Origin of the sequence: Pseudomonas sp. F3-2 (assembly GCF_038804275.1) — a bacterium.
GTDB lineage: Bacteria > Pseudomonadota > Gammaproteobacteria > Pseudomonadales > Pseudomonadaceae > Aquipseudomonas.
In genome coordinates this window covers 2,716,325-2,735,556 of sequence record NZ_CP152388.1, presented here as the reverse complement: position 1 = coordinate 2,735,556, position 19,232 = coordinate 2,716,325, and the positions used below count along the sequence as shown (strand labels likewise).

The 19,232-nt window shown below is 62.2% G+C and carries 18 protein-coding genes; 9 read left to right on the top strand and 9 right to left on the bottom strand.

All coding sequences use genetic code 11. The annotated features are described in order from the left end of the window. Positions 1-199: 199 nt before the first annotated feature. On the bottom strand, positions 200-805 hold the full coding sequence (locus AAGQ88_RS12625; protein WP_342655551.1) for an FMN-dependent NADH-azoreductase: 606 nt from the start codon (positions 803-805) through the stop codon (positions 200-202). Positions 806-1,145: 340 nt separating this feature from the next. Here AAGQ88_RS12625 and AAGQ88_RS12620 point away from each other — a divergent pair, with 340 nt between their 5' ends. From AAGQ88_RS12620 to AAGQ88_RS12610, 3 genes are read left to right on the top strand one after another with little or no spacing between them, the layout of a single operon-like run. Next, positions 1,146-1,904, top strand: coding sequence for a gluconate 2-dehydrogenase subunit 3 family protein (locus AAGQ88_RS12620; RefSeq protein ID WP_342655550.1), 759 nt, complete (start codon positions 1,146-1,148; stop codon positions 1,902-1,904). Positions 1,905-1,907: 3 nt separating this feature from the next. Next, the gene (locus tag AAGQ88_RS12615; protein ID WP_342655549.1) at positions 1,908-3,692 is read left to right on the top strand and encodes a GMC family oxidoreductase; all 1,785 of its coding nucleotides are present in this window, start codon (positions 1,908-1,910) and stop codon (positions 3,690-3,692) included. A gap of 12 nt (positions 3,693-3,704) precedes the next feature. Then, a complete protein-coding gene (locus AAGQ88_RS12610) occupies positions 3,705-5,003 on the top strand; it encodes a cytochrome c (RefSeq protein WP_342655548.1) in 1,299 nt (432 codons plus the stop codon). 147 nt (positions 5,004-5,150) lie between these two features. On the opposite strand, the gene AAGQ88_RS12605 is transcribed toward AAGQ88_RS12610, so the two are convergent. After that, positions 5,151-5,450: a helix-turn-helix domain-containing protein gene (locus AAGQ88_RS12605; protein WP_093458449.1), complete on the bottom strand. Its 300-nt coding sequence runs from the start codon at positions 5,448-5,450 to the stop codon at positions 5,151-5,153. An 87-nt stretch (positions 5,451-5,537) separates the two neighbouring features. Here AAGQ88_RS12605 and AAGQ88_RS12600 point away from each other — a divergent pair, with 87 nt between their 5' ends. Next, positions 5,538-6,629 carry an NADH:flavin oxidoreductase/NADH oxidase gene (locus AAGQ88_RS12600; protein ID WP_342655547.1) on the top strand — a complete coding sequence of 364 codons (1,092 nt, stop codon included), beginning with the start codon at positions 5,538-5,540 and terminating at the stop codon, positions 6,627-6,629. 99 nt (positions 6,630-6,728) lie between these two features. Here AAGQ88_RS12600 and AAGQ88_RS12595 read toward each other — a convergent pair whose 3' ends face one another. Further along, on the bottom strand, positions 6,729-7,226 hold the full coding sequence (locus AAGQ88_RS12595; protein ID WP_342655546.1) for a DUF302 domain-containing protein: 498 nt from the start codon (positions 7,224-7,226) through the stop codon (positions 6,729-6,731). 187 nt (positions 7,227-7,413) lie between these two features. On the opposite strand from AAGQ88_RS12595, the gene AAGQ88_RS12590 reads away from it, so the two are divergent. Together AAGQ88_RS12590 and AAGQ88_RS12585 are read left to right on the top strand one after the other, a co-directional pair. After that, complete coding sequence (locus AAGQ88_RS12590; RefSeq protein ID WP_285424075.1) at positions 7,414-8,328, top strand: LysR substrate-binding domain-containing protein; 915 nt, start codon at positions 7,414-7,416, stop codon at positions 8,326-8,328. A gap of 50 nt (positions 8,329-8,378) precedes the next feature. Next, positions 8,379-8,723, top strand: coding sequence for an MmcQ/YjbR family DNA-binding protein (locus AAGQ88_RS12585; protein ID WP_342655545.1), 345 nt, complete (start codon positions 8,379-8,381; stop codon positions 8,721-8,723). 15 nt (positions 8,724-8,738) lie between these two features. Here the strand turns inward: AAGQ88_RS12585 and AAGQ88_RS12580 are convergent, their stop codons facing one another. Both AAGQ88_RS12580 and AAGQ88_RS12575 read right to left on the bottom strand, forming a co-directional pair. Continuing rightward, positions 8,739-9,182 (bottom strand): DUF1294 domain-containing protein, encoded by a 444-nt coding sequence (locus tag AAGQ88_RS12580; protein WP_342655544.1) that lies wholly within the window; start codon positions 9,180-9,182, stop codon positions 8,739-8,741. Between the two features lie 3 nt (positions 9,183-9,185). Then, positions 9,186-10,016: an undecaprenyl-diphosphate phosphatase gene (locus AAGQ88_RS12575; RefSeq protein ID WP_342655794.1), complete on the bottom strand. Its 831-nt coding sequence runs from the start codon at positions 10,014-10,016 to the stop codon at positions 9,186-9,188. A 323-nt stretch (positions 10,017-10,339) separates the two neighbouring features. Here AAGQ88_RS12575 and pnuC point away from each other — a divergent pair, with 323 nt between their 5' ends. Both pnuC and AAGQ88_RS12565 read left to right on the top strand, forming a co-directional pair. Beyond that, positions 10,340-10,903, top strand: a complete 564-nt coding sequence (pnuC, locus tag AAGQ88_RS12570; RefSeq protein WP_342655543.1) for a nicotinamide riboside transporter PnuC — start codon at positions 10,340-10,342, stop codon at positions 10,901-10,903. A 7-nt stretch (positions 10,904-10,910) separates the two neighbouring features. Then, a complete protein-coding gene (locus AAGQ88_RS12565) occupies positions 10,911-11,450 on the top strand; it encodes an AAA family ATPase (RefSeq protein ID WP_342655542.1) in 540 nt (179 codons plus the stop codon). A 98-nt stretch (positions 11,451-11,548) separates the two neighbouring features. On the opposite strand, the gene AAGQ88_RS12560 is transcribed toward AAGQ88_RS12565, so the two are convergent. Then, a complete protein-coding gene (locus AAGQ88_RS12560) occupies positions 11,549-12,865 on the bottom strand; it encodes a sigma-54 dependent transcriptional regulator (RefSeq protein WP_285423936.1) in 1,317 nt (438 codons plus the stop codon). 388 nt (positions 12,866-13,253) lie between these two features. On the opposite strand from AAGQ88_RS12560, the gene AAGQ88_RS12555 reads away from it, so the two are divergent. Continuing rightward, positions 13,254-13,520, top strand: coding sequence for a hypothetical protein (locus AAGQ88_RS12555; protein ID WP_093458442.1), 267 nt, complete (start codon positions 13,254-13,256; stop codon positions 13,518-13,520). A gap of 137 nt (positions 13,521-13,657) precedes the next feature. Here AAGQ88_RS12555 and AAGQ88_RS12550 read toward each other — a convergent pair whose 3' ends face one another. From AAGQ88_RS12550 to cobN, 3 genes are all read right to left on the bottom strand, one after another. Next, positions 13,658-14,296 (bottom strand): VWA domain-containing protein, encoded by a 639-nt coding sequence (locus AAGQ88_RS12550; protein WP_285423938.1) that lies wholly within the window; start codon positions 14,294-14,296, stop codon positions 13,658-13,660. A 17-nt stretch (positions 14,297-14,313) separates the two neighbouring features. After that, entirely contained in the window at positions 14,314-15,339 is a 1,026-nt protein-coding gene (locus AAGQ88_RS12545; RefSeq protein ID WP_342655541.1) for an ATP-binding protein, read from the bottom strand. Positions 15,340-15,466: 127 nt separating this feature from the next. After that, a complete protein-coding gene (gene cobN, locus AAGQ88_RS12540; RefSeq protein WP_342655540.1) occupies positions 15,467-19,231 on the bottom strand; it encodes a cobaltochelatase subunit CobN in 3,765 nt (1,254 codons plus the stop codon). Between the last annotated feature and the right edge of the window lies 1 nt (position 19,232).

Genomic DNA, 19,232 nt, shown 5'->3' with positions numbered 1-19,232 from the left:
GGCGATTTTACTGGCCTGAGAGCAAGGTTACTCGCAAAGAAATCGCAAAGTCTGTCGCTTGACTGAACACATCGACGGCAAATCGAAAAATGCATTGCCTGAACGACGAAAGCCCCGTCAACCGAGGCTTGGGGCCGGGTTGACGGGGCTTTCAATCTGAATCGATCGAGCGTGCCGATCAGCGGCACGTCTTAGGGCATCAGGCGAACAGTGTTTCTTCGATGTGTTTCTGCGCAGCGGCCATGGCCGCGACACGTGGCTCGTCGCCGTAGGCCAGGCCGTGTGCGAACACGAATTGCAGGTCAGTCACGCCGATGAAACCGAACAGTACCTTGAGCAGGTCTTCGTGACCGACGCTGGTGGGCTGGCCGACATGCAGGCCGCCGGCGGTGGACACGATCACCACTTTCTTGCCTTTGCACAGGCCTTCCGGACCGGCTTCGGTGTAGCGGAACGTGCGACCCGCGACAGTGATGCGGTCGATCCAGGCTTTCAACTGGCTCGGGATGGTGAAGTTGTACATTGGCGCGCCGATGACGACGACGTCTGCCGACAGGAACTCTTCCAGCGTGGCTTCATTGGTTTCCACTTCCAGCTTCTGCGCCGCGTCGCGACCTTCGACCGGTGTGCCAGCGGCAGCCAGCGTGGCGCCGGAGAAGTGACTCAGTGCGTCGTTGGCCAGGTCACGATAAACCACCTGTGTGTCAGGCGTCGTTGCGGTGAACGACTGGACCACACTGCGGCTCAACTGACGCGAAGCGGAGTGATCGCCAAGGATGCTGGAATCAATGTGCAACAGTTTCATAACGTGCTTCCCAAGTGAAGAATCGCGACGGAGCGACTGAATGGCGATCATCCTACCTTGCAAGCCAATAACTGATTAGTCAGCGAAACTGCGATGGATCGTTCCATTAACAGGACAATGAGATGACCGACGCGCGGATTATCGCCCTCCACGCGTGCCCATACCTCCAGAATCAGCACCGCTGACCAATAGCTCTGAAACCGGTTTCACAATAAGTCATAATATCGTCCTTGCAATCGGCAGAACCTGTATTTCCCCGATCGATTCAAGCCGTGACGTGCAGCGCGATGCCGCTCCACGACCAGCATTTCACTTCAATACGATGACCTGTGAGGATCAAATGGACGACAGCCACTCCATCCCCGACGGAGGCCGCCGGGACTTTCTGCGCAAAGGCCTGACGTTGATTCCGGCGGTGACCCTGGCCAGTACAGGGCTTGGCGCCACCGCCCAACAACTCATGGCCGCGCCGGCAAATCCGGCTGCCGCCAACGCTCATGTGCCCGCGGCGCCCGCGTCTGGCGATTATCACCCGGCGTTCTTCACCGCCGAAGAATGGGCCTTTCTGCAGGCTGCTGTGTCCAGGATCATTCCCGCCGACGAGCATGGCCCGGGAGCGCTGGAAGCAGGCGCAGCCGAATACATTGATCGCCAGATGAACACGCCCTACGCCAGCGGCGCGCAGTGGTACATGCAAGGCCCGTTCGTGACCGATGCCCCCGCCGAAATGGGCTATCAGCTGCAATTGAACCCGCAACAGATCTACCGCCTCGGCATCGCCGCGACAGATGCGTGGTGCATGACGCAGACGAAAAAAAATTTCGCCGCGCAAGACAGCGCTACCCGAGACCAGATTCTCGGCAAGATCGAGGCTGGAGAGCTGCATTTCGATGAGCTCCCGGCCAAAGCGTTCTTCAGCCTGCTGGTGCAGAACACCCGCGAAGGGTTCTTCTGCGATCCGGTTCACGGCGGCAATAAGGAAATGGTCGGCTGGCGACAGATAGGTTTTCCCGGCGCGCGCGCCGACTTCATGGACTGGGTTGAGCGCAACGAAGCGTATCCCTTCCCTCCCGTGTCCATCCGTGGCGAGAGGGCTTGAGTCGTGGCCAATGAAATGAAGAAAGTGGACGCGGTCATCGTCGGGTTTGGCTGGGCCGGCGCGATCATGGCCAAAGAGCTGACCGAAGCCGGCTTGCAGGTTGTCGCCCTCGAACGGGGGCCGATGCAGGACACCTATCCGGACGGCAACTACCCGCAGGTTATCGATGAGCTGACTTACAGCGTGCGCAAGAAACTGTTCGTCGACGTCTCGAAGGAAACCGTCACCATCCGCCACAGCGTCAATGATGTGGCCCTGCCCAATCGCCAACTGAGTGCTTTCCTGCCTGGCAAGGGCGTGGGCGGCGCGGGTCTGCATTGGTCGGGCGTGCATTTTCGTGTCGATCCGATCGAACTGCGCATGCGCAGCCACTACGAGGAACGTTACGGTAAGAAATTCATTCCCGAAGGCATGACCATCCAGGACTTCGGTGTCAGCTACGAAGAGCTGGAGCCGTATTTCGATTTCGCGGAAAAGGTCTTCGGCACCTCCGGCCAGGCCTGGACCGTCAACGGCCAGGTCGTCGGTGAGGGCAAGGGCGGCAATCCTTACGCGCCGGACCGCTCCAATCCGTTCCCGCTGCCGTCGCAGAAAAACGTGGTTTCGGCGCAGATCTTCCAGAAGGCCACCACCGAACTGGGCTACAAGCCATACAACCTGCCGTCGGCCAACACCTCGGGGCCTTACACCAATCCGTATGGCGCGCAGATGGGGCCGTGCAACTTTTGCGGGTTCTGCAGCGGCTATGTCTGCTACATGTATTCCAAGGCCTCGCCGAACGTCAACATCCTGCCCGCGTTGCGCCAGGTACCGAATTTCGAGCTGCGCACCAACGCCCACGTGCTGCGGGTCAACCTGGACGACACCCGGCGCAAGGCCACCGGCGTCACCTACATCGATGCCCAAGGGCGCGAAGTCGTGCAGCCGGCCGATCTGGTGATCCTCGCCGCGTTCCAGTTCAACAACGTCCACCTGATGCTGCTGTCGGGCATCGGCAAGCCTTACGACCCGATCAAGAACGAAGGCGTCGTGGGCCGCAACTTTGCCTACCAGAACATGGGCACCGTCAAGGCGTTCTTCGACAAGGACACCTACACCAACAACTTCATCGGCGCGGGCGGCAACGGCGTCGCAATCGACGACTTCAACGCGGACAACTTCGATCATGGCCCCCACGGCTTCGTCGGCGGTTCGCCGATGTGGGTCAACCAGGCCGGCAGTCGTCCCATCGCCGGTGTCGCCAACCCGCCCGGCACCCCGACCTGGGGCAGCGGCTGGAAGAAAGCGACCATCGACTACTACACCCATCAACTGTCGATGGATGCTCATGGCGCGCATCAATCCTATCGCGGCAATTACCTGGACCTCGATCCGACCTACCGCGACGCCTATGGCCAGCCTCTCCTGCGCATGACGTTCGACTGGCAGGAAAACGACATCAAGATGAATCAGTTCATGGTCGAGAAGCTGACCAAAGTGGCTCAGGCCATGAATCCGAAAGCCATTGCGGTGCTCGGCAAGAAGGTCAAGGAGCACTTCAACACGGCGAACTATCAGACCACCCACCTCAACGGCGGCGCGATCATGGGCACCGATCCGACGACCAGTGCGCTGAACCGCTACCTGCAATGCTGGGACGTGCACAACGTGTTCGTCCCGGGCGCTTCGGCGTTCCCGCAAGGCCTGGGTTACAACCCGACCGGTCTGGTGGCGGCGTTGACGTACTGGTCTGCCCGGGCGATCCGCGAGCAGTACCTGAAAAACCCCGGCCCGCTGGTTCAGGCTTAAGGAGCGATGAGCATGAAAACATTGTTGATCGCCTCTGTGCTGTTCAGCGCCAGTACTTGCGTGCTGGCAGCCGACGACGACGCGCTCGTCAAAAAGGGCGAATACCTGGCACGTGCCGGTGATTGCGTGGCTTGTCACACCGCCAAGGGCGGCAAGCCGTTTGCCGGTGGCTTGCCGATGGAAACGCCGATCGGTACGGTGTACTCCACCAACATCACGCCGGATCCGACCGGCATCGGCTCGTATAGCTTCGAAGACTTCGATCAGGCCGTGCGTCACGGCATCGGCAAAAGCGGCAGCACGCTTTACCCGGCGATGCCCTTCCCGTCTTACGCGCGGGTTAGCGATGACGACATGCGTGCGCTGTATGCGTATTTCATGAAGGGCGTCGCGCCTGTCGCCGAGCCGAACAAACCCACGGACATCCCCTGGCCGCTGAGCATGCGCTGGCCCCTGTCGATCTGGCGCAGCCTTTTCGCCCCGCCCGTGAAGGCCTTCGAGCCGACGACCAGTGCTGATGCAGTGGTCAACCGCGGCGCCTATCTGGTCGAGGGACTGGGTCATTGCGGCGCCTGTCACACGCCGCGTGCCCTGACGATGCAGGAAAAAGCACTGACCCCGGCCGAAGGCAGTCAGTTTCTGGCCGGCAGCGCGCCGCTCGAAGGCTGGATTGCCAAAAACCTGCGCGGCGACCACAAGGATGGCCTGGGCAGCTGGAGCGAAGACGACCTGATGCAGTTCCTCAAGACCGGCCGCAGTGACCGCAGCGCAGTGTTCGGAGGCATGAGCGATGTTGTCGAGCACAGCATGCAGTACATGACCGATGCCGACCTCAGAGCCATTGCCCGCTACTTGAAGACGCTGCCTGCGAGCAATCCGCACGACGAGCCGCCTGTCTATGACAAGCAGGTCGCCGATGCGCTGTGGAAAGGCGACGACAGCAAACCGGGGGCGTCGGTCTACATCGACAACTGCGCAGCGTGCCACCGCACCGATGGACAGGGCTACACCCGGGTTTTCCCGGCGCTTGCCGGTAATCCGGTGGTGCAGACGGCCGATCCGACGTCGCTGATCCACGTGGTGCTAGCAGGCGGCACCGTTCCGGCGACCCACACGGCCCCGTCGAACTTCACCATGCCGGCGTTCGCCTGGCGCCTGAACGACGAGAAAGTCGCCGCCGTGGTGAACTTCATTCGTACCAGTTGGGGCAATCAGGCCAGCGAAGTGACAACCGACGATGTCGCCAGGCTACGCAGCAGCGACATGAAAACCACGTCCGGGGATGACCTGGGCCAGGTGACCGGGCACTGAGTTCAGGCCTGCAACCATCGCGTTCGGGTCTGAAGGTTTGATGGCAAGGCGCTCGCCCGCAGGGATGCAGGCGAGCGTTCATGCCACAGCGTCACACGCCCGACACCCTCTGCATCTCTCCTGCAAATGCCCGCACACGGCGCGTGGTCAGCGTTGCGCCAGAATGCATGGCAACAGCCCGGGAAATCGCTGATCGAGTTCATCGGCGCGCAGCGAGTTCATGTGCGTCGTGCCGATGTTCCGGGTCTGGACCAGACCGGCATCACGCAGCACGCGAAAGTGATGAGACATGCTCGACTTGGGGCGCCCGCCATCCAGTTCGCCGCAGGTCGCCTCCTGGGTATTGGCCAGGTACCGGACGATTTCCAGGCGCACAGGATCGCTGAGTGCATACAGCACACGCTCAAGCACGAACTCGGAAGGAAAAGGATGTTTGAAGGCTCGCATGGAGCGAATCATAGCGAGGGGTTAGCGATTAAGCCATATTTCGAATACTATCGAACAAACGAATCAACCATCACCGGAGACACTTGCATGTCCGCACTGTTCGAGCCGTTCACCTTAAAAGACGTCACGCTACGCAATCGCATCGCCATTCCGCCGATGTGTCAGTACATGGCCGAAGACGGCGTGATCAACGACTGGCACCATGTGCACCTCGCCAGCATGGCCCGTGGAGGCGCCGGTCTGGTCGTGGTCGAGGCCACCGCCGTGTCACCGGAAGGACGCATCACGCCGGGCTGTGCGGGTATCTGGAGCGACGAACACGCTCAGGCGTTCGTTCCGGTGGTCAACGCCATCAAGGCAGCCGGTTCGGTGCCCGGCATCCAGATCGCCCACGCCGGCCGCAAGGCAAGCGCCAATCGCCCTTGGGAAGGTGACGACCACATTCCGGAAAACGATCCCCGTGGCTGGAAAACCCTGGCGCCCTCACCGATCGCTTTCGGCGAGCACCTGCCCAAAGTCCCGCAGGAAATGACCCTGGACGACATCGCCCGCGTCCGTCAGGACTTCGTGGATGCCGCGCGCCGAGCCCGTGACGCCGGCTTCGAATGGATCGAACTGCATTTTGCCCATGGCTACCTGGCGCAGAGCTTCTTCTCGGAGCACGCCAACAAACGCACGGACGCCTATGGCGGCAGCTTCGAAAATCGCAGCCGGTTCCTCCTCGAAACACTGGCGGCCGTGCGTGAAGTATGGCCGGAGAACCTGCCGCTCACTGCCCGTTTCGGCGTGATCGAATACGACGGCCGCGACGAGCAGACGTTGACCGACTCCATCGAACTGGCCCGGCGATTCAAGGCCGGCGGTCTGGACCTGCTGAGTGTCAGTGTCGGCTTCACCATCGCCCAGGCCAACATTCCGTGGGGGCCCGCGTTCATGGGCCCGGTTGCAGAACGGGTGCGCCGCGAAGCGGGCCTGCCGGTGACCTCTGCCTGGGGCTTCGGCACGCCACAATTGGCACATGACGCCATCGCAGCCGGTCAGCTGGACCTGGTTTCCGTAGGCCGCGCTCACCTGGCCGACCCGCACTGGGCTTACTTTGCCGCCAAAGAGCTGGGTGTGGAAAAAGCGTCCTGGACGCTGCCGGCACCTTACGCCCATTGGCTGGAGCGCTACCGCTGATCGGGCAGGATCACTGCAACAGGACGCGCGCGGTGCAACGCCGCGCCGTCAGTCATACAAGCCGGCCCCATCGCAGGGCCGGCACCTGTCACAGCCCGCTCAGCCTCCCGCCGTTTTACTCACCAGCGCCGCAAGCTTGCGGTCGAGGGCGGTGGCTGCGTCGAGCAGCGGCTGATCAGGCTCCACCACCATCAGCGACGAAGGCCTGACGTACACGATGCTGCTGGTGTTGGCGGGCTCTTCCAGCAACAACAGTTCAACCGGAGCGAACAGCCCCGAACGCGGGTCGTGCTTGAGCATGGTGATCGCAATCAACGGGTTTCCCAGCACCACTCGCATGGCCCGTTGTGACAACCCGGCCTTTCGGGTCCAGGCGCCATGATCGAGCAGTGAAAACAGCATGAAGCCGCTGGGTCCCGCTTTGCGCTCGATCTCGTCGCGAAAGGCGTCCCACGACGGGTGCTGGTCTACCACCTCATCCATCTTCACCGGCGCATGGCCGATGTCGTCGAGTAACGCCGTCAACAGCGCGTCGTAAGACTTCTCGGACGCGACCTGCAACCTGACGCCCTGAAACGGTTGTTCATTGACAGGCATGTGCACACTTCCTCTGAATGGCTGATACCTCGCAAAGGATTACAACCACAATCTAAAGTTCTGCCGCACAGGATGAAGGTCGACGGAAGGCGCCACTGCTTCATTCAAGGCCTGTGATAACGCTCGATCAGGTCCGGTTCGTCGTACAATCGTCGTCCCTGCTCAACCGCGAAGGTTCTGATACGTGATCCCCGGCGACCCGAAAAACCTCAACGACCTGTTTTACTTCGCCAAAGTCGTCGAAGCGGGCGGTTTTGCGGCAGCAGGCCGGCTGCTGGGCATTCCGAAATCCCGACTGTCGCGACGCATCGCCGAGCTCGAAATTCGTCTGAACGCGCGGCTGCTGCAACGCACGACCCGCAAGATGCAACTCACGGCGCTCGGAGAACGCTACCTCAGACACTGCCAGGCCATGCTGCTGGAAGCGGAGCTTGCGGACGAAGTGGTCGCCAGCGCGACATCCGAACCGCGAGGCCCGCTGCGGGTCAGCAGCCCGGTGGGGCTGGCCAGTCAACTGACCCCGCTGGTCCGGGATTTTCTGCAGCACTACCCGCAGGTTCAGCTCGATCTGCTGCTGGTCAACCGGCGTGTGGACCTGATCAATGAAGGCATCGACGTCGCGCTGCGGGTGCGTGAGGCTGACGATGAAGAGCTGAACCTGGTGACCCGTCGGCTCAGAGAAGCGCAGACCGAAGTGGTCGCCGCGCCGCACTTTGCCCAGGCCAACCGAGTCAGCCATCCGCGGGAACTGACCTCGCTGCCCTTCCTCGGCGCGCTGGATTCCGATCGCCTGGCCCGTGCCCGCTTGCACAATGCGGCGGGCGAGCGTTTCGATCTGGCGATGCAGCCACGGTTGAGCGTGGAAGATTTTGAGATGCGCAAGGCAGCCACCCTGGCCGGGCTGGGTTTTACCGTCCTGCCGATGATGTACTGCGAAAACGAGCTGGCCAGCGGTGCGCTGGTTCGGCTGCTGCCGGACTGGCGCTGTCCGTCTGCCTGGTTGCAGGCTGTCTACCCCCACCGGCGCGGCGTGCTTCCGGCGGTGCGGGCATGGCTGGACCATCTGGAAACGGCGTTCAACAGCGAGCAACGCCCGCTGTGACCGCTGCCAACGGCGCCCCTGGGCGTCAGACATCATGAATGAGGATGACCATGCACCGTGACGAAGTGGCCGCGTTCTGCCTGAGCCTGCCGGGCGCGCGCGAGGATTACAAATGGGGCGGCGTGCGGGTGTTCTCCATCGCCGACACGAAAATGTTCGCGGTCATGGGCCTGGCCGGTGACGACTTGTCGTTCAAGGTGGGCAGCGAACTGTTTCTCGGCTACGTCGATCGCCCCGGCGTGCGCCCTGCCCCTTACCTCGCACGCGCCCACTGGATCACTCTGACGTACCCCTACGCCATCGGCGGTGAGGAGCTGCGTGACCTGCTGACGCGCTCGCACCAATTGGTGGTGAGCAAGCTGGCGAAGAAACGACAGGTCGCGCTGAAACTTTGAGCGGCCCTGCAGCCGTCAGTAAAAGTGCCGGGCGATGAAGTTGCCGCCGAGCACGACGCGGTCGATCCAGAACAACTCGTGCAACAGCACGATCAGCCAGAACACCACTTGGAAGGCAACCTTGCGGGTCTTGTGGCGGAAGACCTGTTGCGCGACCAGCGCTCCGGGCCAGCCGCCGAGCAGCTCCAGTCCATGGAGCAGTTTTTCCGGCGTACGGCGTCCTTTGCCGCGGGCCTGCCGCTTGTCGTAACCGTAAAGTCCGAACGTGATGACGCTCATGACCAGATAGATCGCGGCGGGCAGCCATGGCAGCCATGAGCCGTCCCGCAGCCAGATCGTCACGACGCCGTAAACCGGCAGCGCGCAGAACACCACCAGCAACAGTAACTTGAGTTTTGCAAAGCGCAGCGTCGTCGGCGTGCGGCGGCCGCTGGCGTCGGGCTGAAGGCGCGCATTCATCGGTCAGGCCTGCACGCTGGTCCAGTCGATCCAGCCAAACAGCCAGGTCGCCAGAATCAACAGGCCAAACGCGATCCGGTACCAGGCGAACACCGCATAGCTGTGGGTCGCGATGAACTTGAGCAAGCCACGCACCGCGATCATCGCGAAGATGAAAGAGGTGATGAATCCCGTCGCGAACACGGCGAAGTCATCCGGCTGAAACAGGTCGCGGTACTTGTAACCGGAATACACCGAGGCGGCGATCATGGTCGGCATCGCCAGGAAAAACGAGAACTCGGTGGCGGCCTTGCGTGACAGCCCGAACAACAGGCCGCCGATGATGGTCGATCCCGAGCGCGACGTACCCGGAATCATCGCCAGGCACTGCGCGAAGCCGACTTTCAGCGCGTCGACCCAGCTCATCTCATCCACGGTTTCAGCGTGAATGGTGTGCTCGCGGCGCTCGGCCCAGAGCATGATCACGCCGCCCACCACCAGCGCCACAGCGACGGTGATGGGGTTGAAGAGGTAATAATGAATCATGTCGGCGAAGATCACCCCCAGCACCATCGCCGGAAGTACGCCGACGATCAGATTGGCGGTGAAGCGCCTGGCTTGTGGCTGGGTGGGCAGCCCGGTCACCACGTCGAAAATCTTCCGGCGAAACTCCCAGATCACGGCCAGGATTGCGCCCAGTTGAATAATGATGTTGAAAGCCATTGCCCTTTCGCCACCGAAGCCGATCAGGTCGGCGACGATAATCTGGTGGCCGGTACTGGAAATCGGCAAAAACTCGGTCAGTCCTTCGACAACCCCAAGTATCAGCGCCTGTGCGGCGGTCCAAAGATCCATCATTCCCCCGAATGGAGCCTGCTCATGGCAGGGCTCTCTTGAATTATTGAGCGACATTGCACGCACGGTGTGCGGTCAGAAAAAACCGCATGAACAGGCAAGATTCGCTGCCTCAGGCATGTAAGCGCCGGCGATGCTAGCAGACCTGTTCGACGAACGCTCTAGCGTGGATACTGGCGTTTGGCCGGTTACTGTAATCGACCCTCGATGACAATTGGCCTACGCCGCTTTTTTGCTGTACAGCCCTCGCCCATTGCCCCCACGGCACCCATAAAGCGCTTACAATCGCCGACCCTTTTTTCCGTCCCTTCGCAGGAGTTGCCATGTCCGGGCTTGAACTGTTCGCTGCCGCACTCGGTGTCATCGCCGTCTGGCTGACAGTCAAACAAAACCCATGGTGCTGGCCGATCGGACTGGTGATGGTGTTGCTGTACACGTGGATCTTCTTCGACGTGAAGCTTTATTCGGACATGCTCTTGCAAGTGGTGTACGCCGCTTTGCAACTGTACGGCTGGTGGCAATGGACCCGACGCGGCAATGTCGAAACCGGTCGCATCGTCTCCTCGCTGGGCAGCGGCGGCCTGCTGGTCAGCCTGGTCATCGGCGGTGTGGTGAGCCTGTTGCTCGGCGCGGCGATGGCGCATTTCACTGACGCAGCACAGCCCTGGCTCGACGCCGCCCTGACCGGCTACAGCCTGGTCGCGCAGGTGTGGATGGCGCAGAAACGTGTTCAATGTTGGCCCTTGTGGATCGTGCTGGATGTCATTTTCGTCGGCCTTTTCCTCTACAAAGCGCTGTACTTGACAGCGGCGCTGTACGCTTTGTTCACGTTGCTCGCCGTGCAAGGTTGGCGCGACTGGCGCGCCGACCCTGCGCTGGCACGGTGAAGCACCGATGAAAGTCTTGGTACTGACCGGCCCGGAGTCCAGCGGCAAAAGCTGGCTGGCGGCGCACATCCAGGCACATTTCGGCGGTGTACGGGTGGACGAATACGTCCGCCATTTCATCGACGAGCAGCAGCGCGACCCCGTGTATGCCGACATTCCCGCGATTGCCCAAGGGCAGCTGGCGTGGGAAGACGCCGCCCGGGCGCAATCGCCTACACTGTTGATTCTCGACACGCATTTGCTCAGCAACCTCCTCTGGAGCCGCACACTGTTCCACGACTGTCCCGACTGGCTTGAACCGGCATTGCTCGAACGTCATTACGATCTTCACCTGTTGCTGTCCCCCGACGGGGTCGAATGGATAAGCGATGGCCAGCGCTGTCAGCCGCTGTTGAGCGAACGCCAGGCGTTCTTCGACGCAAGCCGGGACTGGCTCGAACGGCATGAGCAGTGCTTTGAAGTCATCGAAGGCAGTTGGAGCTACCGCATGGAACGCGCGATGCAGGCGGTGAAACGGTTGCTCGACGTTACGCCGGCAGCCAACTGAATCACGTACGCAGCGAAAGCCCGCTTGCGCGTCAGCCCGCTGCCGGAGCGGAAAACGGCCGCCGGCCAGCGGGTGTCGGTGACGTGTGTTTCAAGGGGTCAACGGATCTGGTGTTTGTGCAGTAGTCGGTAAAATGTGGGCCTGGAAATCCCCAGCACCTTGGCTGCCACACTCAGATTGTCACTGTGCCGGGTCAGCACGTCACACAAGGCCTGGCGCTCGGCCCGGCATTTGTAGTCATCCAGCGTGCCCATGCTGGAGCTGATTTCCTCCTCGCCCAGCAGCCCCAGGTCGAACGCCTCGATCTGCCGCCCCTCGGCCAGCACCAGCCCGCGCCGGACCCGGTTTTCGAGCTCACGCACGTTGCCCGGCCAGTCATGCTTGCCCATGGCGACCAGGGCGTCCTGACTGAAATTGCGCGCACGCCGCCCTGTTTCGCGGCTGTAGAACTGGGCGAAGTGATTGGCCAGCAGCGCCAGATCGCCATGCCGCTCACGCAGCGGCGCCGTGCCGACCTGCAAGACATTGAGCCGGTAGTAAAGGTCTTCGCGGAAAAGCTTCTTGCGAATCGCCGCCTCCAGGTCCACATGGGTCGCCGCCAGCACCCGCACATCGACCGGCACCCGCTCGCCGGCCACTTCGATGTGGCGATCCTGCAAAAAGCGCAGCAGGTTGGCCTGAACCTCCAGCGGCAAGTCACCGATCTCGTCGAGAAACAGCGTTCCGCCGTTGGCCGCTTCGATTCGGCCCACCTTGCGCTGAGCCCCGCCGATCGAATCCTGATCATCGCCGAACAGCTCAGGCTGCAACCGGTGCTCAGGCGTCGCGCTGCAATTGACCGAAACGAACGGCTGATTGCGCCTTTGAGACTGCGCGTGCAGCGTGCGCGCCACCAGTTCCTTGCCGGTTCCGACCTCGCCACGGATCAGAACCGGGGACTCGGTGGGCGCAAGCTTGGTCAACAACCGGCGCAACTCACGCACTGGACGGCTCTCGCCGAGCATCTCGTGGCCCGGTCCGCTGCCATAATTCGTCCCTTGAGCGCGCAAGCGGGCCATGCCATAGGCGCGCCCCAGGGTGACCTGAACGCGGCCAACGTCGAAAGGCAACGTGTGGAAATCGAAAAACCATTCGCAGACAAAATCACCGATGAGCTCTCTGCGCAGGTCATCGGCGGTCAATACGGCAATCCATTCGGTATTGCTGCGGGTGATCAGCCCCTTGACCACCTCCGGATGCTCGAAATGCTCCGGCATCAGACGAATCAACCCGACATCGAAGGGGCGTGATCCCACTGACTCCAGCGTACAGCTGTCCACTTCCCAACCGGCAATGCGCAGCCCGGGAATCAATTGCAGACATTCTTCGCACGGCTCGACGATTAACAGGCGACGGATTGATGCCAGTTCATGCATATAAAATTCCTTGGCGCCAGGATTCGAAGAATATTCCGGAGAAAAAACATTTTTAGAAACAGTGTCTTGGCGACCCCGGTTGTTACATTAGCAAATAATTGACACTGCCTTGGACCGTTTCACTATAAGCCTAAGAACCAAACGTGCTTAGCAGTCGCGATCAGGCAATAAACGGGTATCAGCCCACGGGGCACGGTCCGGCGGCCCACTCGGACAGCGGGAAATGGAGCATGAAGGCGAGGAAAAACAAGAGGTTGGAAAATAAATCAAAAAATGTCGGGATTCGTTGTGACTTACCCAGGGGCGCAGGTCATCAGTAGAAGTAACCAGCCGCACGGGACGCCCGCCGTCGGTTGACGAATTGATACGGGCACTTAGAGGACACTCCATGAACGCCCCCTTGCGCTTTAACGATGCTTTGCTGATCGTCGGCCACGCTTTCCAGCCTTTCCACTGTGTGGCGTGGGCGCCACAGGATGGCAACGGCGAACTGAGCCTGACTGTCGTCGATCGCACCAGCAACCGCATTGGTCGCAAACAGATTCCAAGCAGCGCCTATTCCGACCCTCAGCAATTGGCCCATGTGCTGGAACAGACCCGTGCGGAAATCAGTGGTGAAGGCTATCGCCTGGAACCCTGGAGCATGCCAGCCTGATCCCCCCGAATGCGAGGGCCGGGTGACGCGCCAGACGTGTGACTCAGCGCCCCGCACTCATCCGCACGCCGCCGACCTTGGGTCGGCGCGTGTTGCCAACCCTCTTTTCACGCCTGCCGGACCGAAGCGTCGATGCACTAGAGCGCATCGATATGGCGGTATTGAGCACCCAGTCGTTGTGCAATCTCGACGGCCCGACCGAGCCGGATCGGCCCGCGCTCGATGTCGATCAGCAGACTGGGACAGGCGAACCCCGACGCCGCAGGCACTTCCCTGACGCGGCCATCGGTGATGATCAGCACGCGCTGAATCTCGCCGGGATAACGTTTCTGCCGTTTGTTCAACCAGTCGCCCGCCTGCTCGATGGCATCGGACAACGGCGTGCCGCCCCCTGCCCCCAGCCCGTCCAGCCAGGGTTGCAACGCGGCGCCGGCTTTCAGACCATGGTGCTGCCAGCGCGCGCCGCTGCCACTGGCCGTCAGCAATGCCAGTCTGGCGCGTTGTCGATACGCATCGTCGAACAACTGCGCGAGCAGTCCTTTGGCCTGACTCAGCGCCTGATGACGACGGGTCGAAGCCGACGCATCGACGATCACCAGCCAGAGCATCTGCGCCTGCCGAGTACGCGGTTGACGCACGATATCCGCGCGCGTGCCGGGGCGCCCTCGCAGCAACGTCGGCAGCCACGCAATCGCGCCCTCGATACCCGAGCGCGCGGCGCCACTTTTACCACCGTTGAGCGTGCCCGGCCGAGGGCTGGCATCCGCCCCCGACACTTGCCGAGGGCGGACGCCTAGGGCTTTTTTGGCCAGATGGGCACTTCTCGGCGCGCGCCGGTGGCGACGGCCCGTGCAGGCATCGCACCCCAACTGCCCTCGCCCTGGCGCTGTCCCTGTGCCGCATCCTGTTGCGCCGATTGAACCTGGGGCTCGTCAGCCTGCCCGGACGATGCCGGCGGTTGGGGCGGCGGGGCCTGACGACGATGACGCAGGGCGAAATCCGCCACCGCATCGATGTCCGCTTCACTGATCGACGTTTCCCCGCGCCATGCGGCATGCGCGCGGGCGGCGCGCAACCAGACAAGGTCAGCGCGCAGGCCATCGACGCCTGCGGCAAAGCAGCGTTCGGTGATCATCGCCAGACTCAGGTCGTCCAGCTCGATGGCTGACAACCGCGCTCGGGCGTTTTCACATCGGGCCTTTAGCGCCTGTTGCTGAGGCGCCCATTGCTCGCAGAACGCCTCGGGCGCCGCATCGAAATCCAGACGCCGACGAATGATCTGCCCACGTTGCTGCGGCGCGGTCTGCCCGCTCAGCGCGACATTGAGGCCAAACCGGTCGAGCAACTGGGGGCGCAGTTCGCCTTCCTCCGGGTTCATCGTGCCGATCAGGACAAAGCGCGCAGGATGACGATGGGAGATGCCATCACGCTCCACCAGATTGACGCCGCTGGCGGCGACGTCCAGCAGCAGGTCGACCAGATGATCGGGCAGCAGATTGACCTCGTCGACATACAGGACGCCGCCGTCGGCCTTGGCCAGCACACCTGGCGAAAAGCGCGCGCGGCTCTCGCCCAGCGCAGCCTCCAGATCCAGCGTGCCGACCAGCCGTTCTTCGGTGGCACCGAGCGGCAGCGTGACGAACTGACCGCTGGCCAACAGGTCGGCCAGGCCGCGCGCCAAGGTCGACTTGGCCATGCCGCGAGGCCCCTCGATGAGCACGCCGCCGATCTTGGGATCGATGGCGGTCAGGCACAGCGCCAGCTTCAGGTCGTCAGCGCCGACCACGGCGGCCAGCGGGAAATGCGAGGTGTCGGTCATGGTTGTATCTCGTCGAACGTCGATTGAGTCACTGATCAAAAGTCTTGCGCTGCGCTCACGGAAGGTTGAAGCATCAGCCGTTACCGCGCCGCCAGGCAGCCAGGCTGTCTCCATGGCCGCGAGGTCATCACGTCTCTTCAATATCCAGCAACAGATTCTCCAGCGCCTCTCGGTACTCGCCCGGCTCCTGCCACAAGCCGCGCTGCTGTGCCTCGAGCATGCGCTCGGTCATGTCGCGCAATGCATCGGGATTGTGCTGCTGAATGAACGCCCGCGTGGCCGGATCCAGCAGATAAGCGTCCGCCAACAATGCGTACTGATGGTCGTCTATCAGCTCGGTGGTCGCGTCGAAGGCGAAGAGAAAATCGACCGTTGCCGCCATCTCGAACGCGCCTTTGTAACCATGGCGCTTGACCCCCTCGATCCACTTGGGATTGGCGGCGCGCGAACGCACCACACGATTGAGTTCTTCTTTCAGGGTGCGGATTTTCGGCAGATCGGGCTGACTGTGGTCGCCGTGGTAACTGGCGACCTTCGTGCCGGCAAGGCTCTCGACGGCGGCCAGCATGCCGCCCTGGAACTGGTAGTAGTCGTTGGAATCGAGCAGGTCGTGCTCGCGATTGTCCTGATTCTGCACCACCGCCTGCACCTGGCTCAGCCGCCGAGCGAAACCGTCCCGCGCAGGCGTGCCCTCGTCGTTCGTCCCGTAGGCGTAACCGCCCCAATTGAGGTACACCTCGGCCAGGTCGGCGCGGGTCTGCCACAGACGACCGTCGACCGCGTTCTGCACGCCGGCGCCATAAGCGCCGGGCTTGGCGCCGAAAATACGCCAGCCGGCCTGCTTCGCCGCTTGTTCGGCAGTGACGCCCTCGCGTTCGAGTTGCCGGCGTTCCTCGCGCACCCGGGCCGCCAGCGGGTTCATGTCATCGGGCTCATCGAGCGCAGCCACGGCTTGAACGGCCGCGTCGAACAGCTTGATCAGGTTGGCAAATGCGTCGCGAAAAAACCCGGACACCCGCAATGTCACGTCCACGCGCGGGCGATCCAGCAAGCTCAGCGGCAGGATTTCAAAATCATCCACGCGTTGACTTCCGGTTGCCCAGACCGGACGCACGCCCATCAATGCCATGGCTTGAGCAATGTCATCGCCGCCGGTGCGCATCGTGGCCGTGCCCCAGACCGACAGTCCAAGTTGACGTAAATAATCACCATTGTCCTGTAAGTGTCTCTCCAGCAAGAGATTTGCCAACTTAAAGCCAATTCTCCACGCGGTCATTGTGGGCAGGTTGCGCACGTCCACCGAGAAGAAATTGCGCCCGGTCGGCAGCACGTCCAGCCGACCCCGACTGGGTGCACCGCTCGGGCCGGCCGGCACGAATCGGCCGCTCAAGGCGTCGAGCAGACCACGCATTTCAGCAGGCCCGCACGCATCGAGGCGCGGCGCCACAACCTCTTTAATGGCTTTAACAACTTCGTTTAAATCACTGTTTTTCAACGATATTTTAAAATCTTCACCGGACAACAGTTGTTCAACGAAAGTGGCGGCAAACAGTTCAAGCCGCTCGCGCGTATCGCCAGTCGTGCGCCAAGGGTCTTGGCTCACTTCATGTAATACATGAGGTTTCGCACCGGTCCACGGCTCAGCGAGATTGCAGTCCAGCGGGTCGAATGCCAGTCCCAGGGCGTTGCTCAGCGCACGTAACAGGCTGGCCTGAGCGCCCCGGCCATCGCCGCGGGGCACTCGCAGAATGGCCAGCAAGGTGTCGATGCGCAGACGCCCGCTCGGTGACTCGCCGAACACATGCAAGCCGTCGCGAATCTGCGATTCCTTCAGATCACACAGATACGTGTCCAGACGCGGCAGCCAGATCGCGGCGTCGGCGTCGCTGTCCAGATGCTCGTCCAGCGCCAGCTCGCGATCGATGCGGGTCTCGCGTACCAGCATGAGGATGTCCTTCTGCAACTCCCGCGCGCGCCGGGGATCGAGCAACTGGGCTTCGTAATATTCGTCGGCCAGCAGTTCAAGATGACGCAACGGTCCGTAAGTTTCGGCTCGGGTCAGCGGTGGCATGAGGTGGTCGATGATGACGGCCTGAGTCCGCCGTTTGGCCTGTGCGCCCTCACCTGGATCATTGACGATGAAGGGGTAAATGTTCGGCATCGCGCCAAGGGTTGCGTCCGGCCAGCAGTGTGCCGACAGGCCGACGCCCTTGCCCGGCAGCCATTCAAGATTGCCATGCTTGCCGACGTGGATGACCGCATGGGCGCCGTAACTGCGGCGCAGCCAGAAGTAGAACGCCAGATAGCCATGCGGCGGAACCAGATCAGGGTCGTGATACACCGCGCTGTGATCGACGTTGTAACCGCGTGCCGGCTGAATGCCGACGAAGGTCATGCCAAACCGCAGGCCGGCAACCATCATTCGCCCGTCCCGGCACATCGGATCGTTATCCGGCGTGCCCCAGCGCTCGATTACCGCCGCGCGGTTGGCTTCAGGTAGCGACTGGAATGCCGCCAGATACGCCTCCATCGCCATGCTTTGGTGGCAAGGCCGCTGATCCAGGCTGTCGGGGTCATTGGTCACGCCGCCGAGCAAGGCGTGGATCAGCGCGGTGCCGCTCTGCGGCAGATCCTGGACCGGATATCCCTCGGCCTGCATGGCATTGAGGATGTTCAACGCGGCAGCGGGCGTGTCGAGGCCCACACCGTTGCCGATGCGCCCATCGCGCGTCGGGTAATTGGCCAGAATCAGCGCCACACGTTTGTCGCCGTTGGCAGTACGCGCCAACAGCACCCAGCGCCGCGCCAGCTCAGCGACGAAATCCATCCGCTCGGGATGGGCCCGGTAGCAGACCACGTCTGACTGGCTGCGCTCGCTGTGCCAGGCCAGGTCCTTGAAGCTGATGGGCCGGCTGATGATGCGCCCGTCCAGCTCCGGCAACGCGATATGCATCGCCAGATCCCGCGCCCCCAGACCTTGCTCGCTGGCCTCCCAGGCAGGCTGGTTGTCTTGCGCGCAGATCGCCTGGATCACCGGGATATTGCGCCTGAAAGGCCGCAGGTGCGGTGCTTCCGGACTGGATTGCGCGAATCCGGTGGTGTTGAGGATGACTTCACAGTCCGCTTCATCCAGCCAGTCCTGGACCGCCTCAAGGCAAGCAGGCTCCTTGAGGCTGGCGACGGCGATCGGCAGCGGGTTGAGCCCCTGGGCCTGCAGACGCTGGCAAAACATATCGATGAACCCGGTGTTGGCCGCCTGCAGGTGCGAGCGGTAGAACAAGACCGCCGCCACCGGCTGATCGTCGCGCCAGTCAGCCCGCCAGTCGGCGATTGTTCCGTGGCCATGGCGCGGGTGATAAACCGCCGTGCGCGGCAACGCCTGGGGCTCACTCCAGCCGTAAGGCCGATCCAGCCATCGGCTGGCGAGGTAATTGAACAACTGCAAAGCGTTGTGCTTGCCGCCCTGACGCAGGTAATGCCAGAGCCGATCACAGTCCTGCGCAGGCTCGGTGCTCAGGTCGCTGAGCTCCGGGTCGGGTCGGTCATCGCCCGGCACCAGGATCAGCCTGACCCCGCGCTGCGCCAGTTCGACCAGCCGCTCCACGCCGTAGCGCCAGTAGCCGATGCCGCCGTGCAGGGAAATCAGGATGACCTTGGCATGGCGCAGCACCTGATCGACATAAAGGTCGACCGAGGCGTGATTCTGCACCTGCATCGGATTGGCCAGGCGCAGGCTCGGGTAATCGTCAGGCAGTTGCTGCGCGGTTTGCGCCAGCAACGCCAGGTGTGAATCGCCGCTGCAGAGAATCACCAGTTCGGCGGGGGTCTGCCCCAGGTCAGCGATGCTGTCGTCGGGGACAAAGCCGCCGGGCTGAGTGCGCAGCAGGTGCATG